The organism is Streptomyces sp. NPDC033229, assembly GCF_055576875.1.
Map to the genome: position 1 here is coordinate 1 of NZ_JBVIQR010000023.1, position 25,811 is coordinate 25,811.

The 25,811-nt window shown below is 74.2% G+C and carries 21 protein-coding genes; 15 read left to right on the top strand and 6 right to left on the bottom strand.

What is annotated here, in order from left to right; genetic code table 11:
• On the bottom strand, positions 1–335 hold a 335-nt coding region (locus tag ACZ53N_RS20640; protein WP_469142276.1), incomplete at its 3' end, for an amino acid permease.
• A gap of 316 nt (positions 336–651) precedes the next feature.
• Between ACZ53N_RS20640 and ACZ53N_RS20645 the strand changes: the two genes are divergently transcribed.
• A complete protein-coding gene (locus tag ACZ53N_RS20645) occupies positions 652–1,869 on the top strand; it encodes an FAD-dependent monooxygenase (protein WP_469142277.1) in 1,218 nt (405 codons plus the stop codon).
• Between the two features lie 169 nt (positions 1,870–2,038).
• Here the strand turns inward: ACZ53N_RS20645 and ACZ53N_RS20650 are convergent, their stop codons facing one another.
• The gene (locus ACZ53N_RS20650) at positions 2,039–3,553 is read right to left on the bottom strand and encodes an alpha/beta hydrolase (RefSeq protein ID WP_469142278.1); all 1,515 of its coding nucleotides are present in this window, start codon (positions 3,551–3,553) and stop codon (positions 2,039–2,041) included.
• Between the two features lie 165 nt (positions 3,554–3,718).
• On the opposite strand from ACZ53N_RS20650, the gene ACZ53N_RS20655 reads away from it, so the two are divergent.
• From ACZ53N_RS20655 to ACZ53N_RS20715, 13 genes are all read left to right on the top strand, one after another.
• Complete coding sequence (locus ACZ53N_RS20655) at positions 3,719–4,975, top strand: ATP-grasp domain-containing protein (protein ID WP_469142279.1); 1,257 nt, start codon at positions 3,719–3,721, stop codon at positions 4,973–4,975.
• Positions 4,972–5,796 carry a Rossmann-like domain-containing protein gene (locus tag ACZ53N_RS20660; RefSeq protein ID WP_469142280.1) on the top strand — a complete coding sequence of 275 codons (825 nt, stop codon included), beginning with the start codon at positions 4,972–4,974 and terminating at the stop codon, positions 5,794–5,796. Before ACZ53N_RS20655 ends, ACZ53N_RS20660 begins: the two co-directional genes overlap by 4 nt.
• The gene (locus ACZ53N_RS20665) at positions 5,793–6,881 is read left to right on the top strand and encodes a PLP-dependent cysteine synthase family protein (protein ID WP_469142281.1); all 1,089 of its coding nucleotides are present in this window, start codon (positions 5,793–5,795) and stop codon (positions 6,879–6,881) included. Before ACZ53N_RS20660 ends, ACZ53N_RS20665 begins: the two co-directional genes overlap by 4 nt.
• On the top strand, positions 6,878–8,014 hold the full coding sequence (locus tag ACZ53N_RS20670) for a dipeptide epimerase (RefSeq protein ID WP_469142282.1): 1,137 nt from the start codon (positions 6,878–6,880) through the stop codon (positions 8,012–8,014). Before ACZ53N_RS20665 ends, ACZ53N_RS20670 begins: the two co-directional genes overlap by 4 nt.
• Positions 7,998–9,254 (top strand): MFS transporter, encoded by a 1,257-nt coding sequence (locus ACZ53N_RS20675; protein ID WP_469142283.1) that lies wholly within the window; start codon positions 7,998–8,000, stop codon positions 9,252–9,254. The genes ACZ53N_RS20670 and ACZ53N_RS20675 overlap by 17 nt, the downstream gene beginning before the upstream one ends.
• Positions 9,251–10,036: a class I SAM-dependent methyltransferase gene (locus ACZ53N_RS20680; RefSeq protein ID WP_469142284.1), complete on the top strand. Its 786-nt coding sequence runs from the start codon at positions 9,251–9,253 to the stop codon at positions 10,034–10,036. The genes ACZ53N_RS20675 and ACZ53N_RS20680 overlap by 4 nt, the downstream gene beginning before the upstream one ends.
• A 122-nt stretch (positions 10,037–10,158) precedes the next feature.
• Complete coding sequence (locus ACZ53N_RS20685; protein WP_469142285.1) at positions 10,159–11,721, top strand: ABC transporter substrate-binding protein; 1,563 nt, start codon at positions 10,159–10,161, stop codon at positions 11,719–11,721.
• The gene (locus tag ACZ53N_RS20690) at positions 11,718–12,701 is read left to right on the top strand and encodes an ABC transporter permease (protein WP_469142286.1); all 984 of its coding nucleotides are present in this window, start codon (positions 11,718–11,720) and stop codon (positions 12,699–12,701) included. Before ACZ53N_RS20685 ends, ACZ53N_RS20690 begins: the two co-directional genes overlap by 4 nt.
• Positions 12,698–13,489, top strand: a complete 792-nt coding sequence (locus ACZ53N_RS20695) for an ABC transporter permease (RefSeq protein ID WP_469142287.1) — start codon at positions 12,698–12,700, stop codon at positions 13,487–13,489. Before ACZ53N_RS20690 ends, ACZ53N_RS20695 begins: the two co-directional genes overlap by 4 nt.
• Positions 13,486–15,132 carry an ABC transporter ATP-binding protein gene (locus ACZ53N_RS20700; protein ID WP_469142288.1) on the top strand — a complete coding sequence of 549 codons (1,647 nt, stop codon included), beginning with the start codon at positions 13,486–13,488 and terminating at the stop codon, positions 15,130–15,132. Before ACZ53N_RS20695 ends, ACZ53N_RS20700 begins: the two co-directional genes overlap by 4 nt.
• Before the next feature lie 221 nt (positions 15,133–15,353).
• The gene (locus ACZ53N_RS20705; protein ID WP_469142289.1) at positions 15,354–17,807 is read left to right on the top strand and encodes an excinuclease ABC subunit UvrA; all 2,454 of its coding nucleotides are present in this window, start codon (positions 15,354–15,356) and stop codon (positions 17,805–17,807) included.
• A gap of 103 nt (positions 17,808–17,910) precedes the next feature.
• The gene (locus ACZ53N_RS20710) at positions 17,911–19,095 is read left to right on the top strand and encodes an FAD-dependent monooxygenase (protein WP_469142290.1); all 1,185 of its coding nucleotides are present in this window, start codon (positions 17,911–17,913) and stop codon (positions 19,093–19,095) included.
• A 35-nt stretch (positions 19,096–19,130) separates the two neighbouring features.
• The gene (locus ACZ53N_RS20715) at positions 19,131–20,006 is read left to right on the top strand and encodes an Fpg/Nei family DNA glycosylase (RefSeq protein WP_469142291.1); all 876 of its coding nucleotides are present in this window, start codon (positions 19,131–19,133) and stop codon (positions 20,004–20,006) included.
• Between the two features lie 62 nt (positions 20,007–20,068).
• Here the strand turns inward: ACZ53N_RS20715 and ACZ53N_RS20720 are convergent, their stop codons facing one another.
• Together ACZ53N_RS20720 and ACZ53N_RS20725 are read right to left on the bottom strand one after the other, a co-directional pair.
• Positions 20,069–21,511 (bottom strand): amino acid permease, encoded by a 1,443-nt coding sequence (locus ACZ53N_RS20720; protein WP_469142292.1) that lies wholly within the window; start codon positions 21,509–21,511, stop codon positions 20,069–20,071.
• 89 nt (positions 21,512–21,600) lie between these two features.
• Complete coding sequence (locus ACZ53N_RS20725; protein ID WP_469142293.1) at positions 21,601–23,937, bottom strand: GH92 family glycosyl hydrolase; 2,337 nt, start codon at positions 23,935–23,937, stop codon at positions 21,601–21,603.
• A 237-nt stretch (positions 23,938–24,174) separates the two neighbouring features.
• Here ACZ53N_RS20725 and ACZ53N_RS20730 point away from each other — a divergent pair, with 237 nt between their 5' ends.
• Complete coding sequence (locus tag ACZ53N_RS20730) at positions 24,175–24,867, top strand: (2Fe-2S)-binding protein (RefSeq protein ID WP_469142294.1); 693 nt, start codon at positions 24,175–24,177, stop codon at positions 24,865–24,867.
• On the opposite strand, the gene ACZ53N_RS20735 is transcribed toward ACZ53N_RS20730, so the two are convergent.
• Positions 24,813–25,082, bottom strand: a complete 270-nt coding sequence (locus tag ACZ53N_RS20735; protein WP_469142295.1) for a helix-turn-helix transcriptional regulator — start codon at positions 25,080–25,082, stop codon at positions 24,813–24,815. The two genes, ACZ53N_RS20730 and ACZ53N_RS20735, sit on opposite strands and share 55 nt — an antisense overlap.
• Entirely contained in the window at positions 25,079–25,498 is a 420-nt protein-coding gene (locus ACZ53N_RS20740) for a PAS domain-containing protein (RefSeq protein WP_469142296.1), read from the bottom strand. Before ACZ53N_RS20740 ends, ACZ53N_RS20735 begins: the two co-directional genes overlap by 4 nt.
• Positions 25,499–25,811: the final 313 nt, after the last annotated feature.

The window sequence follows — 25,811 nt, forward strand, 5'->3', positions numbered from 1 at the left end:
GGGATGAAGAGCATCGCCGTCCAGACGAACAGGAACGGCATCAGCTTTCCGGTGCGGTACTGGAACGCCTGCCGCAGATAGACGTAACTGCCGCCCGCCCCCGGCATCGCGGCCCCCAGCTCGGCCCAGATCAGCCCGTCCGCCAGCGCGAGGACCGCGCCCGCCACGAATCCGATGACGGCCTGCGGGCCGCCGAACGCCGCGACCATCAGCGGGATGGTCACGAAGGGGCCGATGCCGCACATCTGGCTCATGTTGAGGGCGGTGGCCTGGAACAGCCCGATGCGACGTACGAATCCGACCTGTCGGCCCGGCTCGTCTTCCGTGTCTGCCATGGCGCTCAGCCCTTTCTCGTGCCGGGTGCCTGCGGTCCGCGCGAGGCGCTCAGGGTGTGCGTAGCACCGGCCCGCCCGACGCGTCCACCACATGGACACCGCCGCACGAAGCGGACTCCGGGCCACCGCCCGTTCGGCGCACAACGAGTCGCAGGTCACGGTGAAAAGAGGAGCGCGTGGAAGAGAAGTTGAGCAGACTCACTGGCGAGCGGGGGCCCGCTGGGCACCCACGGATCACGTCGGTGGTCCGGGTACAGATCGAAGATCCGGGAGAGCGTCGCGTACGTCCCGGGTCGGGAAAGGAACGGGATCGTCCATGCATGGAGGACGCGTGGCCGTCGTCGGCGGGAGCGTGGCGGGCTGTGCCGCCGCGCTCGCCGCGACACGGGCCGGGGCCGACGAGGTCGTGGTGTACGAACGGGCGGCCGGTCGGCTCGAGGACCGGGGAGTCGGCCTCGCCGTCCACGACGACCGGTACGCCGAGATGGAGGCCGCCGGATACATCGACGCGGACATCCCCTGGGTGCGCCTCACCCACCGGCCCTGGGTGGTCAGGGACGGCGATGAGCGGGCCGGGCGGACGGTGGGCGCGGTGCCCTTCCCGTTCCGCTCCTACAACTGGGGATCGCTCTGGCAGGAGTTACGGGCCCGGATACCCGCGTCCGTCACCTACCGCCAGGGCGCGGCCGTCGAACGGGTGCGCTCGGAGCCCGACGGTGCCACGCTGCGGTTCGCCGACGGGAGCGAGGAACGCTTCGACCTCGTCGTCGGCGCGGACGGCTACCGCTCGGTCGTCCGGGCGGCGACCCGCGCCGCCACCGTGCCCGTCTATGCGGGGTATCTGGCCTGGCGCGGCGCCCTGCCCGCCGAACTGCTGCCCGGTCCGGACACGGCCTGGCCCGAGGACGCCGCCACGTCCGTCGGCTTCCCCGGCGGCCATCTGATGGCCTACCGCATCCCCGGCCGCGGCGGCCGGGGCGTCTCCGCGAACTGGGTGTTCTACGCCGCCCCGCCGGCCGGGGCGGGGCTGACGCTGGAGGACCCCACGAGCCTGCCGCCGGGCGCGGTGCCCCAGGAGCTGATCACCGGTCACACCGAGGTGATCGAGAAGTACTTCCCGCCCTTCTGGCAGGAGGTCATCAGACGCACCCCCGAGGTCGAGACCCAGGTCCAGCCCATCTACGACCTCATCGTCCCGCACTTCGGGGAGGACCGGCTCGTCCTCGTCGGCGACGCTGCCGCCGTCGCCCGCCCGCACGCCGGCGGCGGCGCGGTCAAGGCACTCCAGGACGCCTCGGTGCTGGAACGCTCCCTGCGTTCGGCCGCCACCTGGGGCGAGGCGGTCGCCGCGTACGACGCCGAACGCACCCCCTCCGGCCGCGCGGCGGTCGAACTCGCCCGCCGGCTGGGCCGGGCGCAGGTCCAGCGGACGCCGGAGTGGGCGGCGATGGACCCGGAGGCGATCGACGCCTGGTGGCGGGACGCGGCCGACGGCGGCCGCGGCTTCGGCGGCCAGGCGATGCCCGGCCGCTGACCTGGGGCCGGTCGTCAGGTCGACGGGACCCGCACGGTTCGCGCGGCGCGCGGACGTCGGGGTGGGGAGGACGGTTGCTCCCGTGCGGCGGAGCCGGCTGGTGCTGCGTCGCCGTCGGGTGATGGTTGTTCCGTCCACCGCCTCGGCCGGCTCAGAATCACCCGCCGGTTCAGACGGGCGGCAGGCCCGGCCCCGCGCAGCGGACGTCCGCGGCCGGTAGGGAGCCGTCGACGAGGTGGGCGGCGACCGCGTCGTCCACGCAGGCGTTGCCCCGGCTGGCGAAGACACCGTGCGAGTAGTCGTCGGCCAGGGTCACCAGGCGGGAGCCGGGCAGTTCGCGCCGCAGCAGCCGGGCGCCCTCGATCGGCGTGACGGGGTCGTGCGCGGACGCGACCAGCAGGACGGGCGGCGTGGCCGGGCCGCCGAGCGGGGTGCGGCTCTTCGGACGGTGGTGCCAGTACGCGCAGGCCGACGCCTCGATGCCGGTGACGACGGGGAGCGGGTCGAGGCGGCGCAGCGCGCGGAGGTCCGCGGTGACGTGGGCGGGTGCGGGGCCGGGGCCGTCCGCGCACTTCACGATGCGGTTCGCGGCCTCGTAGTTGCGGGATTCCGGGCCGTCGAAGGGCGCCTTGGGGCGCAGCCCGTCGACGGCGCCGTCCCGCAGATACGCGCGCAGCCCGTCACCGAGCGGCGCCCAGCGCTCGGTGCGGCCGAGGGCCCGGTACACCGCGCGGTCGAACTCGGCCGGGCCGAAGCCGTCGGCCGGGCGGGCGGCCAGGGACGACCGCACCCGCTCGTAGGCCGCGCGGACCTCGCGCGCGTTCCCGCCGAGCGCGAACCGGTCGTCATGGGCGGCCAGCCACTCCAGCAGGGTGTCGCGCTGTCGGAGCATCGCACGGGCCTGGCGCAGGTCGAAGTCGTACCAGCTCTCGGGTCCGACGACGCTGTCGAGCACCATCCGGCCGGTCCGGTGCGGGAAGCGTGTCGCGTAGGCCGCGCCGAGGTAGCTGCCGTAGGAGACGCCGAGGAAGCCGATCCGCTCTTCGCCGAGCGCCGCCCGTATCGCGTCCATGTCCCGGGCCGTGGCCTCGGTCGACAGATGGGGCAGGGCAGGGCCCGCGCCGGCCGCGCAGTCGTCGGCGAGGCGGCGCAGCGCCGTCAGGTGGTCCCGCTCGGCCGCCCGGCCGCGCGGGACGGGGTCGGCGGCGGGGGAGCGGAACAGGCCGCCCATCGCGCCGCAGTCGGCGGGTGCGCTGCCGCCGACGCCGCGCGGGTCGAAGCCGACGACGTCGTACGCGCGGCGGACCCGCTCGGGGAGCTTGGCGCGCTTGGTCACGGCGTAGGGGAGGCCGGAGCCGCCCGGCCCGCCGGGGTTGACGAGCAGGACGCCCCGGCGCTCGGCGGGGGTGCCGTCGGCACGGACCCGGGAGACGGCGACGCGCAGCCGGCGGCCGTCGGGGCGGTCCCATTCCAGCGGGACGTCCAGCGAGCCGCACTCGACGCGGGCGGGGGCGGGCGGGTCCGGTACCGCCTTGGGGCAGGCGCCGAAGCGGATGCCGGGGTGCGGGGAGCGGGCGGGGGCGTCGGCGGCCCGTGCCGGGGTGACGGGAGGCAGGACGGAGAGGACGGCGCTCGTCGCGACGAGGGCGCAAAGGAGGCCGGGCAGGCGGGTGGGGCGGTTCACGTGGCTCGCAATCGAGGTGAGTGGGGCGCGAGTGGCTGATGGCGCGACAGATGACAATGAAAACGATTATCGATAACGTGTGGGCTCAGTCAAGACGGGACCCGGGCCCCGAGGGCTCTCCTCGGCATGCCCGGCCCCCGGACAGCGCCACCCCAAGGGAGAGTTGTGGGACATCTGCTGATGGTCGAGAGCTGGGTCGGATCGATGAGCAGACTCCTGCCACGGGCGATCCGCGAAGGCGGCCACGAGTTCACCTTCCTCACCCGCGACCTCCACCACTACCTGCGGGCCGCCCCCGAGGGCACGGCCCACCCGCTGCTCGCCGCCCGCAACATCGTCACCGCCGACACCAACGACATGGACGCGCTGCTTCCGCACGTCGAGCGGCTGCACTCCGCGCTGCGCTTCGACGGCGTCCTCACCTCCTGCGACTACTACCTCCCCACCGCGGCCCGCATCGCCGCCCGCCTCGGCCTGCCCGGCCCCACCGAGCGGGCCGTCGCCGCCGCCTGCCGCAAGGACGCCACCCGCCGCGCCCTCGCCGCCGCCGGCCTGCCCGGCCCGCGCTTCGCGCTCTGCCCGGACTGGGCGGCCGCCGCCGAGGCGGCCCGCGATCTCGGCTACCCCCTCGTGTTCAAGCCCGTGGACCTCTGCGCCGGGATGTACGTACGCAAGGTCGCCGACGAGAGCGAGCTGGCCGGGGCCCACCGTGCCCTCGCCGACTTCCCCGTCAACGCCCGCGGCCAGCGACGCGAGGCCGCCGTCCTGCTCGAAGAGCTGCTCGAAGGCCCCGAAGTCAGCGTCGAGACCGTCTCCTTCGCCGGGGCGACGCACGTCGTCGGCATCACCGACAAGAGCGTGAGCGGCGCACCCGCGTTCATCGAGACGGGCCACATGTTCCCCGCCGACCTGGCCGAGGGGTCCGCCCGGGCCGCCGCCGACACCGCGCTGCGCGCCCTCGACGCCCTCGGGCTCGACGGCCTCGTCGCCCACACCGAGATCAAGCTCACCGACGACGGCCCGCGCGTCGTCGAGGTCAACCCCCGCCCGGCCGGCAACCGCATCACCGAACTCGTCCGCCACGTCACCGGCATCGACCTCACCGCCGCCTGCGTGGACGTCGCCCTCGGCCTCGCGCCCGACCTGACCACGCGTGAGACCGGTCTGCGCAGCGCCGCCATCGGCTTCCTCGTCCCCGAGGCCCCCGGCACGCTGGAGGGCATCGACGGAGCCGACGGCCTCGACGGCGCACCCGGCGTGCTGGAAACACACCTCGCCCGCCCCGGCACCACCGTCAAGGCGAGCGGCAGCAACAACGACTACCTCGGCCACGTCATGGCCGCCGACCCCGACGGGCCCGGCGCGCGTGGCCACGTCGAGCGGCTCCTGTCCGGCCTCCGTCCCCGGATGGTGAAGCCGTGACCGTGACCGGCATTCCGCTCGCCACCTCCCTCCTCGACCTCGAACGGCGCGTACGGGACGGGGAGTTCGGCCCGCCCCCGCAGGACACGCGGATCAGCGTCGCGTTCACCACCAGCCAGGCCGTCCGCCACGACGGACGCAGCGGCGGCTACCGCAACGAGGTGCTGAGCCTGCGCCTCGGCGAAGCCGTCGGCTCGTGCGCGGTCGAGCCGGGCGCGCTGCCCGCCACCGCCATCGAGGAATGCGTCGGCGCGAGCGTCGCCACCCTCCTCGCCCACCCCGCCCGGGCCGTCCGGGTGGCCGCCCTCGACGCCTATCTGATGCACGTCGCCCCGCACACCCCCGCCCACGGCGCGAGCCCCTGGCCGCTGCCCGCCGGCAGCTCGCTGCACAAGTCACGGGCCCGGGCCCGCGGCGTCGTCGACCTGCTGGGCGCCGCCCCCGGCCGGGTCCTCGTGGTCGGCGTCGTCAACTCCCTGCTGGAGGCCCTGCGGACGCGGGGCGTCGACTACGTGCCGTGCGACCTCAAGGGCGGCACCACCGAATGGGGCGAACGCGTCCGTACCGACGCGCTCGCCGAACTCCCCGGCTGCGACGCCGTGCTCGCCTCCGGGATGACCCTCGGCAACGGCACCTTCGAGGCGCTGCGCGAGCACGCCGCCCGGCACGGCACACCCCTCGTGATGTTCGCGCAGACCGGCAGCGCCGTACTGCCGCGACTGATCGGCGCGGGCGTCGCCGCGGTGTGCGCCGAGCCCTACCCCTTCTTCTGGCTCGACGGCGGACCCGGCGTGATCCACCGCTACGGAGGCATCCGATGACCCCCGCGCTGCTGGCCGCACCACCGGCCAACCGCGACCTCCTCGCCCTGCTCGGCCGCACCCCGCTCGCCCGCGTCACCGCCGAACTCCCCTTCCCGCACCCCGGGTTCTGGGCCAAGCTCGAAGGGCTCGGCGCCGGGGGCATGAAGGCCCGCGCGGCGGTGTCCATGCTCATGGGCGCCCGGGAACGCGGTGAGCTCCTCCCCGGCGCACCCGTCGTCGAGTCCACCTCCGGAACGCTCGGCATCGGCCTCGCCTTCGCCGGACAGGCCCTCGGCCACCCCGTCGTCCTCATCGGCGACACCGAGCTGGAACCCTCGATGCGGCAGCTGCTGCGCGCGTACGGCGCCCGCCTCGAACTCGTCGACCGGCCCGCCCCCGAGGGCGGCTGGCAGGCCGCCCGGCTGGCCCGGCTGCGCGAGGTGCTGGCGGCGCACCCCGGTGCGTACTGGCCCGACCAGTACAACAACCCCGACAACGTCGCCGGCTACGCCTCGCTCGCCGCCGAGCTGGCCGGGGCGCTCGACCACCTCGACATCCTCGTCTGCAGCGTCGGCACCGGCGGACACAGCGCCGGCGTCGCCGCACCGCTGCGCCGCCACTGGCCGGCGCTGCGGCTCTTCGGCGTCGACGCCACCGGCTCGACCATCTTCGGCCAGCCCGCCCGGGCCCGCCTCATGCGCGGCCTCGGCAGCAGCATCCACCCGCGCAACGTCGCCTACGAGGCCTTCGACGAAGTGCACTGGGTCGGCCCCGCCGAGGCGGCCGGCGCCTGCCGCCGACTGGCCCGCGCCAACTTCGTCAGCGGTGGCTGGAGCACCGGCGCCGTCGCACTCGTCGCGGCCTGGGCCGCCCGCGTCCACCCCGGCGCGGTCGTCGCCACGGTCTTCCCCGACGGCCCGCACCGCTACCTCGGCACCCTCTACGACGACGACTTCACCACCGCCCACGGCCTCGACCTCGCGAGCGCCGCCACCCGGCCCGTGGAGATTCCGCACCCCCGCGCGGCGGAGGCCACGGGCTGGGCGCGGTGCGCGACGGTCACCGACCCGGCACCCGGTACCCCCTGCGGAGGCACCCCGTGAAGAGCACCCTGCACACCACGCGTCTGACGCTCGCCGAACCGCTGCGCATCTCCCGGTCCGTCATGGATGCCCGGGACGCCGTGTGGCTGTCCGTCGAGCACGGCGGGGCGCGCGGCCACGGCGAGGCCGTGGCCAGCGTCTACTACGGGCTGGACGCCGCCACCCTCGGGCGGCTGCTGCGCGAGGCGGCGGTGGAACTCGCACGCTTCGCCGAGCCGGAGAGCGCCCTGGCGGCGTCCCGGGACGCCGCGCTGCTGCCCCACGACACCCCGCCCGCCGTACGCGCCGCCGTCGACGCGGCCCTGCTCGACCTCGTCGGCAAGCGCGCGGGCACCCCCGTTCACCACCTGCTCGGCGCCCAGGCCCCGCCCGCCGCCGCGACCGCCCGCACCATCGGCATCACCTCCCCGGTACGGGCCGCCCTGCGGGCCCGCTGCCTCGCGGACAGCGGCTTCACCGTCATCAAGGTCAAGGGCGGCTCGCCGGACCCCGCCGACGACCTCGCGCGGGTACGGGCCGTCCGCGAGGGAGCCCCCCACGCCCGGCTGCTCCTCGACCCCAACGGCGCCTGGACCCCCGCCGAAGCGAAGCGACTGCTGCCGCGCTTCGCCGCACTCGGCGTCGAGGCCGTGGAACAGCCCACCGCCCCCGGCGACCCCGAGGCGCTCGCCCGCCTCGCGGAAACCTCACCGCTGCCCCTCATCGCCGACGAGGACGCCGTCGGACTCGACGACGCCCGCCGCCTCGCCGGCCGGGTGCACGGCGTCAACGTCAAGCTCGCCAAGTGCGGCGGCCCGCACGCCGCGCTGCGCATCGCCGAGGCGCTGGCGGGCAGCGGAACCGACCTCATGCTCGGCTGCCTGACGGCGAGTTCGCTCGGCATCGCCCCCGCCGTCCATCTCGCCGACCGGGCCCGCTGGATCGACCTCGACGGCCACCTGCTGCTGGCCCACGACCCCTGGCAGGGCATCGGCGGCACCGACGGGACCGTACGGGCGGCCGACCGCGCCGGCCTCGGCGTGCGCCGGGCCGAGCCCGCTCCCGAGCCCGGAGCCACGACCACCACGGGCATGCCCGCCCCCGGCATACCCGGCCCCTCCAAGGAGACACCGCACCGTGCGCACGTGGCATGAGATACGCGCCTTCCCGCTCGCGATCCGCCTGCTGCTGGTCAACCAGCTCGGCGTCAACACCGGCTTCTATCTGCTCATCCCCTACCTCGCCACCCACCTCGGCCAGGACCTCGGCATGTCCGCCGCCGTCGTCGGCATCGTCCTCGGTGTCCGCAACCTCAGCCAGCAGGGCCTGTTCATCGTCGGCGGCTCGGCCGCCGACCGGCTCGGGGCACGCGGCGTCATCATCGCCGGATGCGCGCTGCGCACCGTCGGCTTCGCCCTCTTCGCCCTCGGCGACGGACTGGCGGTCCTGCTCGCCGCGTCCGTCCTCAGCGGACTCGCGGGGGCCCTGTTCAACCCGGCCGTACGGGCCTACTTCGCACAGGAGGCGGGGGAGCGCAAGGCGGAGGCGTTCGCCCTGTTCAACGTCTTCGCGACGACCGGCGCCCTCGTCGGCCCCCTGCTCGGCAGCGCCCTGCTGCTCGTCGACTTCCGCGCCTCCGCGCTCACGGCCGCCGGCATCTTCGCCCTGCTGACCGTCGCCCAGGCGCTCGTCCTGCCCGCCCGGGAGGTCACCCCCAGCGGCGGCAGCGTGCTCGCCGACTGGCGGGAAGTCCTCGCCAACCGTGCCTTCCTGGCGTTCTCGCTGGCCATGGTCGGCATGTTCACCATGGAGAACCAGCTCTACCTCCTCCTGCCCGACGGTGCCCGCCGGGCCACCGGCTGGGACGGCGCGGCCGGGATCGTCTTCCTCGTCGGCACCCTCGCCAACCTGGGGCTGCAACTGCGCGTCACCCACGCGCTGAAGAACCGGGGCAGCCGGACGAAGTGGATCGGCGCCGGGCTCGCTCTCATGGGACTCGCGTTCCTGCCGCCCATGGCGGTGACGGGCACCGCGGAACCCGGCGGCGCGGCCCGCGCGGCCCTCGGACTGCTGCCGGTGCTGGGCGGGGCCCTGCTGCTGTACCTCGGGGTGATGGTGGCCCAGCCGTTCGTGATGGAACTGATCCCCGCGTTCGGCCGCCCCGAGCTGACCGGCACCTACTTCGGGATCTTCTACGTCGTCTCCGGCATCGCCGCGGCCGTCGGCAACACCGTCGTCGGCTGGGCGATGGACGCGGGCGGCCGCGGCGGGGCCGAGTGGCTGCCGTGGGCCTGCTGCCTCGCCCTCGGACTCGCCTCCGCGGGCGGTGTCGCCTGGCTGCACCGGCTGCGCGTCCTGCCGCCGCTGCCGCTGCCCGTCGGAGCCACCCGATGACCGACGCCAACCTCCTCACCGACCACCCCGCGCTGTACGAGGCCAGATTCCCCGACCCCGGCCACCTGGCCGCGCGCTGGGCCGACCACTGCCTGCGCTACCGCACCGCCGGACCCCGCCTCCTGGACCTCGGCTGCGGCACGGGCCGCGACGCGGCATGGCTGCACCGGGCCGGGTACGAGGTCACCGGCGCGGACCTGTCCGACGCGATGCTCGCCCACGCCCGCGCCCACCACCCGGGCCCGGAGTACGCCCGCGCCGACCTGCGCCGCTTCGACCTCGGCGCGAAGGCGTTCGACGCCGTCGTCTGCCTGGACAGCGCCCTGCTGTACTGCCACACCAACGACGACCTCGACGGCCTGCTCGCCTCCTGCCGCCGGGCCCTCGCGCCGGGCGGGCTGCTCGTCGCGGAGATGCGCAACGGGGCGTTCTTCCTGGGCAGTACGGAACTGCTGGACGCGCCGGCGACCGGTTCGTTCACCTGGCAGGGCACGACGTACCGCCACGTCACGAGGCTGCGGGTCGACCGGGCCGCGCAACTGCTGTGCCGACGCCGCGTCTGGACGGCCGACGACGGGTCACCACCGCTGGAGCAGCGATCCGCCTGGCGGCTGCTGTTCCCCCAGGAGCTGCGGTACGCACTGGCCGCGCACGGCTTCACGGTGCTGGAGCTGCATGACGGGCCGGGGCCGCGGACGGATCCGCCGTGGCGGTCCGGAGGGCCGGCCCCGACGGGCGGAGCGGACGGCGATCGCCTGCACGTCGTCGCCCGCCGGACCTGACTTTTCCCCACCCCGCCCCTTCCCGAACCGGGGCTCCGCCCCGGACCCCGGTCCTCAATCTCCCCCAGCTACCGCTGGGAGGTGCCCCCAGCGGGCTGGATTTTCCCTCACCAGGAGCACCCATGCACGACTCCCCAGGCCTCCACCGCCGCCGCTTCCTCACCGCGACCGGCGGCACCGCCGCCGCCCTCACCCTCGCCGGCTGCGGCAGCGGGCCCGCCCTCAAGCCCGGCCAGGACAAGGGCGGCAAGCCCCGGCGCGGTGGCCGCCTCCGGGCCGCCTTCGCCGGTGGCGGCGCCGCCGAGACGCTCGATCCGCACCTCAGTAACCTGTTCGCCGACGCCGCCCGCGCCAAGGCGCTGTTCGACAAGCTCGCCGACTACGGCTCCGACATGTCCGCCCGGCCGCGCCTCGCCACCCGCTGGGAGCCGAACGCGGGGCTGGACCGCTGGACGGTCTCCCTGCGCGAGGCGGTCTTCCACGACGGCAGGCCCGTCACCGCCGAGGACGTCCTCTACAGCTACCGCCGCATCGCCGACCCCAAGAAGGCCTACCGCGCCAAGGCGTCCCTGGAACCCATCGACCTCGCCGAGAGCCGCGCGGCGGGCGCCCGCACCGTCGAGTTCCGGCTGAAGCGGCCGACGGCCGAATTCCCCAACGTGCTGGCGGCGTTCGGCGCGTACATCGTCCCCCAGGGCACCGAGCGGTTCGACAAGCCGGTCGGCTCGGGCCCGTTCCGCTTCGTGTCCTTCGCGCCCGGCCGCTCCGCGGTCTTCCGTCGCAACGACGCCTACTGGGAGGGCGCCCCCCACCTGGACGAGATCGAGTTCGTCATCGCGGGTGAGGAGGCCGCGCGGGTGAACGCCCTGCTCGGCGGCCAGGTCGAGTACGCGCACGAGCTGAACCCCACCACCGCCCGCGCCCACGAGGGGAAGGGGCAGATCGAGATCGTACGGCTGCGCGACAGCGCCATGCAGGGCTTCGCGATGAAGACCGACCGGGCACCGTTCGACGACCCGCGGGTACGGGAGGCGTTCTTCCTCATCGCCGACCGGGCGGAGCTCGTCAAGGGCGCGCTCTCCGGCGCCGGGGAGATCGGCAACGACCTCTTCGGCAAGGGCTACGCCCACTACGCGGCCGGGCTGCCGCAGCGCACCCAGGACCTCGACCGCGCCCGCCATCTGCTCAAGCAGGCGGGCGCCGAGGACCTGCGGGTCACCCTCGACACCTCACCGGTCGCCGCCGGCTTCGTCGAGGCCGCCGGGATCTTCCGTGACCAGGCCAAGAAGGCGGGCGTCACGATCGAGGTCAGGACCGGCAACAAGGACAGCTACTGGAAGGACATCCTCGACTCCGGCACCCTGGCCAGCTACCGCTCCGGCGCCATGCCCATCGAGTCGCACATCTCCCAGCGGCTGCTCACCGACTCCACCACCAACGCCACCCACTGGCGCCGCAAGGACTTCGACGCCCTCTACCAGCGGCTCCAGTCGACGAAGAGCACCCCCGAGCGCCACGCCCTCTACGAGCGGATGCAGCGCAGGCTGCACGCCGAGGGCGGGTTCCTCGTGTGGGGGTTCGCCGACTGGATCGTCGGCACCGGACGCCGGGTGCGCGGCGTCGCCGACGACGCGCCCGCCAACACGCTGGACTGGGCCCGCTTCGACACCGTGTGGCTGGCGTGACCGCGGTCCTGCCCGGGCCCGCGGGGCCGTCCCCGTGGCGCTCCTGGGCGGCCCGCCGACTGCTGCTCGGCCTCGCGCAGACCGCGGCCGTCGTCCTGCTCGTCTTCGTGCTCACCGAGGCACTGCCGGGCGACGCGGCCGTGGCGCTGGCGGGCGACGACCCCGACCCGGCCCGGATCGCCGCGATCCGGGAGTCGCTGCACCTGGACCGGCCCGCCCACGAACGCCTCGCGGACTGGGTCACCGGTCTGCTCCACGGAGACCTCGGGGTCTCGCTCGCCTCCGGACGCCCCGTCACCTCGGCCCTCGCCGACGGCTTCGGACCGACGCTGTTGCTGGCCGCGCTCACCGTGACGCTGCTGGTGCCTCTCGGCGTCGGACTCGGTGTGCTGGGCGCCCGGCGCGAGGGCGGGCCCCTGGACCGGGCCGTCAGCTCCCTGACGCTCGCGGTGTACGCGGTGCCCGAATTCGCCTTCGGGGTGCTGCTGGTGACCGTCTTCGCGCTGCGTCTGGGCTGGCTGCCGCCGACCGCCGTCGGATACGGCACCGACCTGCTCGCCCACCCGGCGGTGCTGGTCCTGCCGGTCCTGGTGCTGCTGGCCCGCCCGGTGTGCTCCCTCAGCCGGCTCGTACGGGCCGGCATGATCGACGCGCTGTCCGCGCCGTACACCGCACAGGCCCGCCGGTACGGGATCTCCGGGGCCCGCGTCCGCTACGCCCACGCCCTGCCCAACGCCGTCGCCCCCGCCGCCCAGCAACTCGCCCGGACCGTCGACTGGCTGCTCAGCGGTGTGATCGTCGTCGAGGCGCTGTTCGTCGTGCCCGGCCTCGGCACGGTCCTCATGGACGCGGTCGCGGCCCGGGACGTCCCCGTGGTCCAGGGCCTCGCGCTGGTCTTCGGCCTCGTCGCCGTCGTGCTCAACCTGGCGGCCGACCTGGTCGCCCGCCGCTTCGCCCCCCGGACGGGGGCGGCGGCATGAGACCCCACCGCTTTCCGGCCGGCGCGGTGATCGTCGGGATCCCGCTGCTGCTCGCGCTGCTGGGCCCCTGGTTCGCGGGCGAGGCGGGCGCGCGCGGCACGTCGTTCACCCTCGGTGGCGGGCACTGGCTCGGCACGGACTTCGTGGGCCGGGACGTGTGGCGGCAGGTGCTGCTCGGCGGCCGGTCCGTCGTCCTCGTCTCGCTCGCGGCGACGGCACTGGCGTACGCGGTGGCCCTGCCGGTGGGGCTCACGGCCGCGCTCACCCACCGGCCGTGGCTGGAGGAGGCCCTGATGCGCCCCCTGGACGTCCTGCTGGCCGTACCGTCCCTGCTCCTCGTGCTGCTGGTGGCGACGGCCCTGGAACCGGGGACCTTCGGGCTCGCGCTGATCGTGGCACTCGTCACCGCGCCGGACGCGGCACGGATCGTCCGGGCGCAGGCCGCCGAGGCCGCGTCCCGCCCGGCCGTCGAGGCCCTGCGCATGCAGGGCGAGAGTTGGTGGCGGATGGCCGCCGGATACGTCGGGCGCTCGATGGCCCGGACACTCGCCGCCGACGCGGGCGTCCGGCTGACGGGCGTGCTGTACCTGGTCGCCACGGCCGCGTTCCTGGGGGTGGGGGTCGAAGCGGACACCGCCGACTGGGCGGTGATGGTCGACCGCAACCGCACCGGGCTGTTCGTGGCGCCGTGGGCGGTGGTGGTCCCCGCACTGCTGATCGTCGCTCTGTCCGTCGGGACGAATCTGCTGTTCGACGCGGGGCTGGCGAAGAAGAGAGGACGGTCATGAACAAGGCGGTGAGCGGACCCGGGCCCGTGGCGGAGATCCGGAGGCTCCGGGTCGAGATCGACGGCCGTGCCGTCGTCGACGGGGTGGACCTGACGGCCCGGCCCGGCCGGGTCACGGCGCTCGTCGGGGCGTCCGGCAGCGGAAAGACGACCACGGGCCTCGCGCTGCTCGGCGAGTACCCGGCCGGGGCGCGGGTCACGGGTGACGTACGCGTCGCGGAGGGCCTGGTGGGGTACGTGCCCCAGCATCCGGCGTCCGTCCTCAACCCGGCCCGGCGCGTCGGCGCGCTCCTGCACGACATCGCCCGCAACCAGGTCCGTTCCCTGCCCCGCCGGGCACGCGGCGCGGCGGCGCGCGAGCGCGTGCTCGCGGCCCTCGCCTCGGCGCAACTCCCCGACAGCCGGTCGGTCCTGACGCGCTACCCGCACCAGCTCTCCGGCGGCCAGCAACAGCGCGTGGTGCTGGCCCAGGCCCTCCTGCTGGGCGCCCGCGTGGTGGTCGCGGACGAACCGACCACGGGCCAGGACGCCCTCACCAAGCGCCGGATCGTCGCCGAGCTGGCCGCGATCGCCCGGCAGGGCATCGCGGTCGTGCTGCTCAGCCACGATCTGCCCGTGGTGCGCGAGCTGGCCGACGAGGTGCTGGTGATGAGGGAAGGGCAGGTGATCGAGTCGGGGGCGGTGGAGGACGTATGGGCCGCCCCCGGACACCCATGGACGCGTGAACTCCTGTACGGGAATGAGGGAGGGAGCCCGGGTGCGGTAGTGGGTCCGGCGTCCGGTGGTGACGGCGGCGTCGCCCACGGACCGGGCGCGGTCACGGAGGGGCGGACGGAGGGCGCCGACTCGGCCGAAGCCCATCCGGGTGCCGTGCGGGCGGACGTTGCCGACAGGCCACGGCTGCTCGCCGCCGAGGGTGTCACCGCGCGCCACCGCGGCACCGGCGATCTGCTCCGCGGCGCCTCGCTGACGGTCCGCGCGGGCGAGTGCGTGGCCGTCGTGGGACGGTCCGGCAGCGGCAAGACCACCCTGGCCCGGTGCCTCGCCGGACTCCACTCCACCTATGACGGGGTCGTGCGCCTCGACGGCTCCCCCCTGCCCCGCAGCCTGCGGCGCCGGAGCCGGTCCCAACTGGCGGCGGTGCAGTACGTCTTCCAGGACGCGCGGGCCGCCTTCGACGAATACCGTCCCGTGCTGGAGCAGGTGGCCCGCACGGCCGTCCGGCTCCGCGGCGCCGGGCCGCGCGCGGCCGAGGAACAGGCCCGTACGCTCCTCGCCGGGGTGGGGCTGGGCGAGGAACACGCCCGGCGGCGGCCCGGCCGGCTGTCCGGGGGCGAACTCCAGCGCGCCGCGCTCGCACGGGCGCTCATCGCCCGCCCCCGGGTGCTGATCTGCGACGAGATCACCTCCGGCCTCGACGCGGTTACCTGCCGCGGCATCCTCCGACTGCTGACCGACCTGGCCCACGAGCCGGACGGCCCGGCGCTCGTCCTCATCACCCACGACCTGGACACGGCGGCCCTCGCGACCCGCATCGCGGTCCTGGACGACGGCGAGATCGTCGAACAGGGCGAGACGGCCAGGGTGCTGGCGGCTCCCCACCACGGGTTCACTCGCGCGTTGACGGAAGCGGGCCGTTGGTAGTTGTGCACCTCCGCTGCGCGGCGGTGTCCTCAATCTCCCCCAGCTACCGCTGGGAGGTACCCCCAGGGGCTGCACACGCAGCCCGTCCGGCGATTGAGGACGCGCCCGCAGGGCGCTCGCCGCCGCAGGCGGCACGCAGCCGGGGTCCGCCCGACACGCAAGCCGTCACGGCTAAGATCGGCGTGCCACGCCACACGCGCCGACCTGCGGAGATGACCCCGATGAACGACCCGCGCGGTGCTCACGATCCGTACGTACGCGTCCGCGGCGCCCGGGTGCACAATCTGCGGGGTGTCGACGTGGACATCCCCCGGGACGCCCTCGTCGTCTTCACCGGGGTCTCCGGCTCGGGCAAGAGCTCGCTCGCCTTCGGCACCCTGTACGCCGAGGCCCAGCGGCGTTACTTCGAATCCGTCGCCCCCTACGCGCGGCGGCTGATCCATCAGGTCGGCGCGCCGAAGGTGGAGGAGATCACCGGGCTGCCGCCCGCCGTGGCGCTCGAGCAGCGGCGGTCGGCGCCGACGTCACGGTCGTCCGTGGGGACGGTGACCACGCTGTCCAACTCGCTGCGGATGCTGTTCTCCCGGGCCGGTACGTACCCCGAAGGGGCCGCGCGGCTCGATTCCGACGCCTTCTCGCCCAACACGGCCGCCGGGGCCTGCCCCGAGTGCCACGGGCTCGGGCGGGTGCACCGGGTGACGGAGGAGTCGCTGGTCCCCGATCCGTCGCTGTCGATCCGGGACGGGGCGATCGCCGCCTGGCCGGGGGCGTGGCAGGGCAAGAACCTGCGCGACATCCTGGCCGCGCTCGGCCACGACGTCGACCGGCCGTGGCGCGAGCTGCCGCGCGCCGACCGCGAATGGATCCTCTTCACCGACGAGCAGCCGGTCGTCACCGTGCACCCCGTACGGGACGCGGAGCGGATCCAACGCCCGTACCAGGGCACGTACATGAGCGCGAAACGCTATGTGCTGCACACCTTCGCGGACTCCAAGAGCGCCGCGCTGCGGGCGCGCGCCGAGCGGCACCTGGTGAGCGGGCCGTGCCCGGCGTGCGGCGGCCGGCGGCTGCGGCCCGAGGCGCTGGCCGTCACCTTCTCCGGGCGGGACATCGCCGCGCTCGCCGCGCTGCCCCTGTCCGGGCTCGCGGAGGTGCTGCGACCGGCCGCCACGGACGACGGCGACCGCGACGGCGTCGCCGCGACGCTCGCCAAGGACCTCGTCGCCCGGATCGAGGTGCTGACCGAACTCGGCCTCGGCTACCTCGGCATGGACCGGCCCACCCCCACCCTCTCCGCCGGTGAACTCCAGCGGCTCCGGCTCGCCACCCAACTGCGTTCGGGGCTGTTCGGCGTCGTGTACGTCCTGGACGAGCCGTCGGCGGGGCTGCACCCCGCCGACAGCGCCGCCCTGCTGACCATCCTGGACCGGCTCAAGGCCGCGGGCAATTCACTGTTCGTCGTCGAGCACCACATGGACGTCGTGCGCCGCGCGGACTGGATCGTCGATGTCGGGCCGCACGCCGGGGAACACGGCGGGCGGGTGCTGCACAGCGGGCCGGTCGCGGGGCTCGCGGACGTGGCCGAATCGGCCACCCGGCGGTACGTCTTCCCGGACGCGCCGGCGCCGGGCCTCCGCGCGCCCCGCACCCCCTCCGGCGTGCTGCGGCTGCGCGGCGTCACCCGGCACAACCTCCGCGACCTCGACGCCGAGTTCCCGCTCGGGGTCTTCACCGCCGTCACCGGCGTGTCCGGATCGGGCAAGTCGACGCTGGTCAGCCAGGTGCTCGCGGAGGTCGTCGGCGCGCACACCGGAGCCGAGGACGAGGACAGTGAGCATGGCGGGCACGGTCCCGCAGCCGCGGCCGCCGAGGGGCTCGCGGCGATCGACCGCCTGGTCCGGGTCGACCAGCGGCCGATCGGCCGCACCCCGCGCTCCAACCTCGCCACCTACACCGGCCTGTTCGACGCCGTACGCAAGGTCTTCGCGGCGACGGACGAGGCCCGCGCCCGCGGGTACACCGTCGGCCGCTTCTCCTTCAACGTCGTCGCCGGGCGCTGCGAGGTCTGCCAGGGCGAGGGCTTCGTCGCCGTCGAACTGCTCTTCCTGCCCGGTACGTACGCGCCCTGCACCGCCTGCCGGGGCGCGCGCTACAACCCCGAGACGCTGGAGATCACCTACCGGGGCGCGACCATCGCCGACGTCCTCGACATGACCGTCGACGCGGCCGGCGGCTTCCTCGCCGACGTGCCCGCCGCGCTGCGCGGCCTGCGGACGCTCCAGGACGTCGGCCTCGGCTATCTGCGCCTGGGCCAGCCCGCCACCGAGCTGTCCGGCGGCGAGGCACAGCGCATCAAGCTCGCCACCGAACTCCAGCGCACCCACCGCGGACACACCCTGTACCTCCTGGACGAGCCCACCACCGGGCTGCACCCGGCCGACACCGAACTGCTGCTGCGTCAGCTGCACGGACTGGTCGACGCGGGCAACACGGTGGTGGTCGTCGAGCACGACATGGCCGTGGCCGCGGGCGCCGACCACGTCATCGACCTCGGGCCCGGCGGCGGGGCCGAAGGCGGGCGGATCGTCGCCGCCGGAACCCCACCGGAGGTGGCGGGCGCCGCCGGAAGCGTGACCGCGCCCTACCTCGCCGAGGCCCTGCGGGGAGGCGGCTGAGCGGCCCCGGACCCGGTGGCACGCACTCTGGAGCACGGCCCCCCGGCCCGCTACGCTCATGGTCAAGCGTTCGACCGCACGCGAGGCGTCGGAACGGAGCACCATGGCGCATGCTCTGATCATCGGCGGGGGCATCGCCGGACCCGTGGCCGCGATGGCCCTGCGGAAAGCCGGCTTCGACGCGACCGTCCATGAGGCGTATCCCACCGCTGCCGACCACCTCGGCGCGTTCCTCATCCTCTTCGCCAACGGGCTGGCCGCGCTGCGGAGCATCGATGCCGACGCTCCCGTGCGCGAGCACTCCTTTCCCGCCGAGACGGTGGAGTTCCTCTCCGACACCGGCGAGCGGCTCGGCTCCCGGCCCCTCGCGGGCACGGCGGAGCCGGCCCTGAGCCCCCGCACCCTCCAGCGCGCCGCCCTCTACCGCGCCCTGCGCGACGAAGCCGTCCGCCGTGGTGTCCGCGTCGAGTACGGCAAACGCCTCGTCGACGCCACGACCACGGCGGGCGGCCGGGTGGTGGCGTTCTTCGCGGACGGCACCCGCGCCGAGGGCGATGTGCTCATCGGCGCCGACGGTATCCACTCCCGCACCCGCACCCTCCTCGACCCCGCCGCTCCGCCGCCCCGCCACACCGGCCAGCTCACCGTCTGCGGCCGCATCCGGGACAGCACCGACCCCGCCCCGCCGCACACCTACCGGATGGTCTACGGACGGCGGGGGTTCTTCGGCTGCACCACGGCACCGGACGGCACGACCTACTGGTTCGCGAACATCCCCTGCGCCGAGCTGCCCGCCGACGGCCTCGACGTCGGCCCGGCCCGCTGGCGCCGCCGCGTCGTCGAGACCTTCGCCGAGGACCGCACGCCCGCCGCCGCCATCGCCGCGGCCACCGGCGACGCCATCGTCGGCATGAACGCCTACGACATCCCCACCACCCCGGTCTGGCACGGCCGGCGTGCCGTCCTCATAGGGGACGCCGCCCACGCCACCGCGCCCAACGCCGCGCAGGGCGCCTCCCTGGCCATCGAGGACGCCGTCGTCCTCGCCCGCTGTCTGCGCGACCTCCCCGACGCGCAGCGGGCCTTCGTCGCCTACGAGCGGCTGCGCCGCGAGCGCGTCGAGCGGGCCGTCGCGCTCAGCGCCGAGATGGCGGGCCGCCTGTCGCCCACCTTCGAGGAGCGGCGGGCGCGTGACGCCGAGGTGGCCCGCCAGGTCGCGGAGGGCGGCGACGGCAGCGCCGACTGGCTCACCGGCTACCGCGTCGACTGGGCGGCGACCGTGCGCTGACTTGCCGCCCCGGCCCGCTGCGGCAGACTGGAGGCATGCCGGAGCTGCCCGAGGTCGAAGCGCTGGCCGGCTTCCTCACCGAGCACCTCGTCGGCCGGACGGTCGAGCGTGTGCTGCCGCTGGCGGTCAGCGTGCTGAAGACGTACGACCCGCCGCTGACCGAGGTCGAGGGCCGCACGGTCACCGAGGTGCGCCGGCACGGCAAGTTCCTCGATCTCGTCACCGACGGTTTTGACGGCCCCCATCTCGTTTTCCACCTCGCCCGCGCGGGCTGGCTGCGCTGGCGGGACCCGCTGCCGGACGCTCCGCCGCGGCCCGGCAAGGGGCCGCTCGCCCTCCGTGTGCGCCTCGCGGGGCCCGGCGGGGACGGCTTCGACCTCACCGAGGCCGGCACCCAGAAGCGGCTCGCGGTGTACTGCGTCCGCGACGTCTCCGAGGTGCCGGGCATCGCCCGGCTCGGCCCCGACCCCCTGGCGCCGGAGTTCACCCTGGAGGTCTTCGCGGGGCTGCTGCGCGAGGAGCGCCGGCAGCTCAAGGGTGTCCTGCGGGACCAGAGCGTGATCGCCGGCATCGGCAACGCCTACTCCGACGAGATCCTGCACGCCGCGCGCATGTCCCCCTTCAAACTCGCCGCGAGCCTCACCGAGGAGGAGACCGCAGCGCTCTACGCGGCCCTCGGTGCGACCCTGCGCGACGCCCTGGAACGCTCGCGCGGGCACGCCGCCGGGGAGCTGAAGGCGGAGAAGACGAGCGGGCTGCGGGTGCACGGCAGGACCGGGCAGCCCTGCCCGGTCTGCCAGGACACGATCCGCGAGGTGTCCTATCGCGACTCCTCCCTCCAGTACTGCCCCACCTGCCAGACGGGCGGGAAGCCTCTCGCGGACCGGAGGCTTTCCCGCCTGCTGAAGTAGGGCCCTGCTGAAGTAGGGCACTGCGGGGACAGGCCCTGCCGCGACAGCTGGGACAGGGCGCGTCAGTCCTGGCGGCCGGCCGCCCGCTCCGCCTTCGCGAGCTCCGAATTGCGGTAGGAGTACGCGAAGTACACGACCAGCCCGACGGCGAACCACACCGCGAACCGCACCCACGTCTGCCAGGCCAGATACGTGATCAGCCAGATCGACGCGGCGACCCCGACCGCCGGGACGAACGGCACCCACGGGCAGCGGAAGCTGCGCGGCAGCTCCGGCCGCTTGCGGCGCAGCACGATGACGGCGGTGCACACCACCGCGAAGGCCAGCAGAATGCCGATGTTGGTGAGCTCCGCCGCCTCGCCGATCGGCACGAAGCCCGCGATGGCCGCCGACGCGGCACCGACGATCCACGTCACCCGCGTCGGCACGTGCCGGGTCGGGTGCGTCTTCGCGAACCACTTCGGCAGCAGCCCGTCACGGCTCATCGCGTACCACACGCGGGTCACCCCGAGCATGAAGGTGAACATCACGGTCAGGATGCCGATGATCGCGCCGACCGCGATGACGTCCGCGATGCCGGTCAGCCCCACCGACTTGAACGCGGTGGAGAAGCCGCTCTCCTTGTCGATCTCCTTGTAGGGCTGCATTCCGGTGAGCACCAGGCACGCCAGGACGTAGAGGACCATCGACACCGCGAGCGAGTACATGATCGCCTTCGGCATGTGCCGCTGCGCGTCCTTCGACTCCTCGGCCGCCGTGGACATCGCGTCGTAGCCGAACACCGCGAAGAAGACCGTGGCCGCTCCCGTGAACGCGCCGCTGACGCCGAAGGGGAAGAACGGGGTGTAGTTGTCGGACTTGACGTGGAAGAAGCCCACCACGACGACCAGCGCCACCACCAGGATCTTCAGCCCCACGACCACGGTCTCGAAACGGGCCGCGTTCTTGATGCCCATGGTCAGCAGATACGCGATCAGCAGGCACAGCACCGCCGCGAACAGGTCCACCCGGTGCCCGTCCCCGGTGCCCGGGGCGCCCAGCATCCATGCGGGCAGCTCCGCGTTCGCCTGCCCGAGCAGGAAGTTGATGTACCCGGAGATGCCGATCGCCACCACCGCGACGATCGCCGTGTACTCCAGCAGCAGGTCCCAGCCGATGAACCAGCCGCCGATCTCACCGAGCACCACGTAGCCGTAGGTGTAGGCGGACCCGGCGCGCGGGATCAGGCCCGCGAACTCCGCGTACGAGAACGCGGCGGCCGCGCTCGCCACGCCCGCGATCAGGAAGGAGATGAGCACGGCCGGGCCCGCCGTGCCGTTCGCGATGGTGCCCGCGAGGCTGAAGATGCCGGCGCCGATGATGCCGCCGACGCCGATGGCCGTGAGCTGCCACAGGCCCAGTGTCCGGGTCAGCCGTTGGGAGGGCCCGCCGCCCTCGGCCGTCTCCGCCTCCTCGATGTGCTCGATCGGTTTGCGGCGCAGTACGCCTTGCCGGAGCCCGGCCATCTCGTGTCCTCTCGTCGACGCTGACGGCGGGTCATCATGGCCGAGCGGGGGCGGCGAAGGAAGGTGCCGCCCCGCGCCCGGCCAAGGGTTCATCCGATGGCGGGCGCCGCGGCGGTGCGCGCCGTGCCCCAGCGGGAGGGGGTGGCGCCCACGCGGAAGTCCAGCCGCCGGCCCCGGCTGATCTCCCGGGTCGTCAGATACGTACGGTCGAGTTGCTTCCCGTCCAGGTGCGCGGACCGGATGTACCGGTTGGTGCCCGAGGTGCCCGGTGCGGTGACCGTGAAGCCGCCTCCCGGATACCAGCGCCGGTCCAGCCGCAGCTCCACGCGGTCGAAGACCGGGGTGCTCAGCCCCCAGACGTCACCGCCCGGCTGCACCGGATACACCCCGATGGCGGAGAGCACCATCCACGCCGACATCGTGCCGAGGTCGTCGTTGCCCGTCATCCCGGTCGGCGTGTCGGTGAAGAGCGTCAGCGCGGCGTGCACCACGTCCGTCGTTTTCCACGGCTTGCCGGTGGACAGATAGGTGTACGGGGCGATGAGGTCCGGCTCGTTCTGCGGGTTGTACTTGTCGGCGTTGTAGTAGGCGTACGGGCCGTTGACCCACACCTCGCGCGCGGTGCGTGCCGGGTCGGCGAGCAGCTTGTCGTACGCGAAGAACGCGTCCAGCCGTTTGTCCGCCGCGTCCTTGCCGCCGATCAGCTCCACCATGCCCGGCACGTCGTGCGGGACCAGCCACTGGTACTGCCAGGCCGTGCCCTCGTGGAAGCCCGGGCTCTTCGCCGGGTCGGTGGAACCGGTGAACGCGCCGCCGGCGTCCCGGGGGCGGAAGAAGCCGGTGGCCGGATCGTGCAGCTTCCGGTAGTTCCGGGACCGGGCCGTGTAGCGCTCGGCGTCCTCCCGGTGGCCGAGGCCCCGGGCCATCTTCGCGAGCACGGCGTCGGAGAGCGCGTACTCCAAGGTGGCCGACGCGGCGTGCTTGTAGTCGGAGTCGCCGGGCTTGCGCTCGGCCGCGTCGGGCTGGAAGGGGACGAAACCGTTCCGTAGGTACTCGGCGTTGCCCTCCCGCCCCACCTGCATGGACTCCGCCGGGGGCACCCCGTCGGCGTTCTTGCGCAGCGCCCGGTAGACCTCCTCCTCGTGGCCCGCCAGCAGCCCGTGCTGATAGGCGTTGGTGAGGTAGGGCGTCACGGGGTCACCCGTCATGATGTTCGTCTCGACCGTGGCGTAGCCCCATTTGGGCAGCCAGCCGCTGTCGGTGTCGATCCGCAGTACGGACAGCGCCATGTCCCGTGCCTCGCCGGGCGCGAGCAGCGCCAGCAGCTGCGCCTGGGTGCGGTAGGTGTCCCACAGGGACCAGTTCTGGTAGTAGGTGAAGCCCTCGGCGCGGTGCGTGCGCTGGTCCCAGCCGGTGTAGCGGCCGTCGGCGTCGCTGCCGATGCTGGGGGTGAGGAAGGAGCGGTACAGCGAGGAGTAGAAGGTGCGCCGCTGCGTCTCCCCGCCGCCCACGGCCCCCACCGTGGCCAGCCGCTTCTCCCAGGCGGCGCGGGCGGCCTCGGCCGTACGGTCGAAGTCGCCCGGCTGTGCCCGGAGGTTGCCCGCCGCGCCCGCCGCGTCGACGTAGCTGAGGGCGGTGGTGGCCTCGACGGTGCGGTCGGCGGTGGTGTCGAAGCGGACCCAGGCGCCGTTGCGGCCGGTGGAGGTGGAGTGCTTGGACCGGTCGGTGACCGTTCCGCCGTTCCAGGTGCCGTAGGCGGTGAAGGGGCGGTCGAAACGGGTGAGGGTGTGGAGGGTGTACGGGCGGGTGTCCCGGCAGAAGCCCCGGCCGGTGATGGTGGTGCGGACGGTACGGGAATCCAGGATCTCGACGGTGGTGGAGACCGTCTTGTGGATCGACTGTCCGGCGTTGAGCAGGACGTTGGCCTTGTCCGTCGCGGGGAAGGTGTAGCGCTGGTGACCGGTGCGGGCACCCGCCGTCAGCTCGGCGGTGATGCCGGTCCGCAGAGCGACCCGGTAGTAGCCGGGGTGAGCCTTCTCGTCCGCGTGGTCGAATTTCGCGGCGTAGCGCCCGTAGTCGGTCTCCGTCACCTCACCCGTGGTGGGCAGGACGGGCAGGTCGCCGCCGAGATTGCAGCCGACCCCGGACAGATGTACGGAGCTGAAGCCGCGGATGTGGTCGTCCTTGTAGTCGTAGCCGAAGTCGCCTCTGGTGTCGGGGGAGAGCTGCACCATGCCGAACGGTACCGAGGCGCCGGGGAAGGTGTTGCCCGCGTTCTGGGTGCCGATGAACGGGTTCACCAGATCGGTGAGGCGCTCGGCCCTCGGGGCCACCGGTGCGGACACGAGTGCGGTACCGCCCAGCATCGCCGCGAGGGCGAGCGAGGCCGCCAGGGTGCGCGGCCGCAGGCGTTCGGTCCATCTCATCGTCCACGTCCCTCACATGTTCCGATGACATCGTTGTCAGATCGAGGCTCCTGTGGGGCGGGAAGCCTGTCAAGGATGCGTCGGATGGTGGGCGTGGTGTCCGGGCCACGTCTTGGGGCCGCCCGCCCACGGGTTGACGCCCTGTCACCCCGCCGGTGGCCCGGGGACCGCCTTCTGATACCTATGGGCGCGCCCCCCGGCAGCCGCACGACCGACTGAGGAAGGCGCACCCGCCCCATGCACCTCGGCGACCTCGCCTCCGTAGGACCGTTCTTCGCCCTGCGCACCGACGCCGGACCTGACGGGCCGCCCGGCCCCGGCTATCTGCCCCTGGCCGAACCGGCGGTACGGGCCCGGGTGGCGACCGTCGCCGAGCGGCTCGGCACGGCGGACCGCCGGGTGGCCGCGTCCATCGCCTTCCAGGGCATCGCCGGACGGCTGCTCTCCATCGCCCTCGGCTCCGCCGTGCTCACCGGGCGCGTACCCGACCTCGCGGGCCCGACGCTGTGGTGGGACCCCGCCCGGACCGCCCCCGACGACCTCTGGCTGCACCGCCCGGCCGCCCTGCCACCCGGCACGGACCCGGTGCCACAGATCGCCGCGAGCGTCCTGCACGACCGGCTGGCCTCCCTGCACCACCTCACCCGCGCGGTCGTCCCGGTCTCCGGGCGGCTGCTGTGGGGCAACGCGGCCTCCTCCCTCGCCGGCTCCCTGCGCGTCCTGCACACCTGGTGCCTCGCTCAGGGCCGGCCCGAGGACGCGGCCCGGGCGATCACCGTCACCCGGGCCCTCTTCGAGGACCCGCTGCTGCGCGACACCGGCACGCTCACCACCCGTGGCGAGCCGTCCTTCCGGCGCCGCAGCTGCTGTCTGTACTACCGGGTGCCCTCCGGCGGCATGTGCGGCGACTGCGTGCTGCGCACCCGCTGACCGGCCGGCTCCGGCGGCCACCGCCCGGGGGAGAGCACACCGAGTACGTACGCCTTGGCCACCAGCGCCGTACGGTTCGGCACCCGCCAGCGCCGGGTGAGCCGGGCCAGGTGGTAGTTGACCCCGTCCACGGTCAGCCCGACCGCCTTGCCCACGGCGGCCGTCGTGGCCCCCGACGCCGCCAGCGCGAGGATCCGTCCCTCCACCTCGCTCACCTCCGCCTCCGGCGCCGCCACGGGCGGGGCGGCCCGGCCGCTCGCACCCGCAGCACCACCAGCAGCAGCGGATACGTCGGGGACGGCTCGCCGACCGGGTCCACCAGCAGCTCGCCCTCGCGCTCGACGCCGTCCGCGCCCACCGGGGACCAGCACACCTCGACGCGGTAGCGGGAGCGGTGGCCCAGCCGCAGCGCCTCACCCAGCCGGTCGAGCTGGGCGGTGGCGCGGGGGCGGAAGAGGTCCAGCACATTACGGCCCCGCAGCCGCCCGGGGACCGCGCCCCACTCGGCGGCCATGGCCGGGTTCGCGACGGTGATCTCCCCGTCCGCCCGGCAGACGGCGATCGGCGTCGGGATCCGGTCGAGCAGCAGCAGGAAGTGGTTGCGCCAGGCGATGTACGCGTCGCTGCTCATGCCCGCGGGCCTCCCGCTCGTACCGTGCTCGTGCATGGCCCCTCGCGTGCTCGCGCGCAAGAGCGGCACGCCGTGGACCACTGCACAATCATGCAGTCGCCGTCGACGGCATCCCCCGCCGGGGCGGTCAGCCTGGACGCATGATCCACGCGACCCCCGCGCAGCCCGCGCACGCCCTGCCCGCCGCACGTGTCGAGCCGTCAGGCACAGAGGCCTCAGGCACAGAGGCCTCAAGCACGGCGGCCTCAAGCACGGCGGCCTCAAGCACTGAGGTTTCAGGCACCGAACCGTCAGGGACGCCATCGGGCACCTG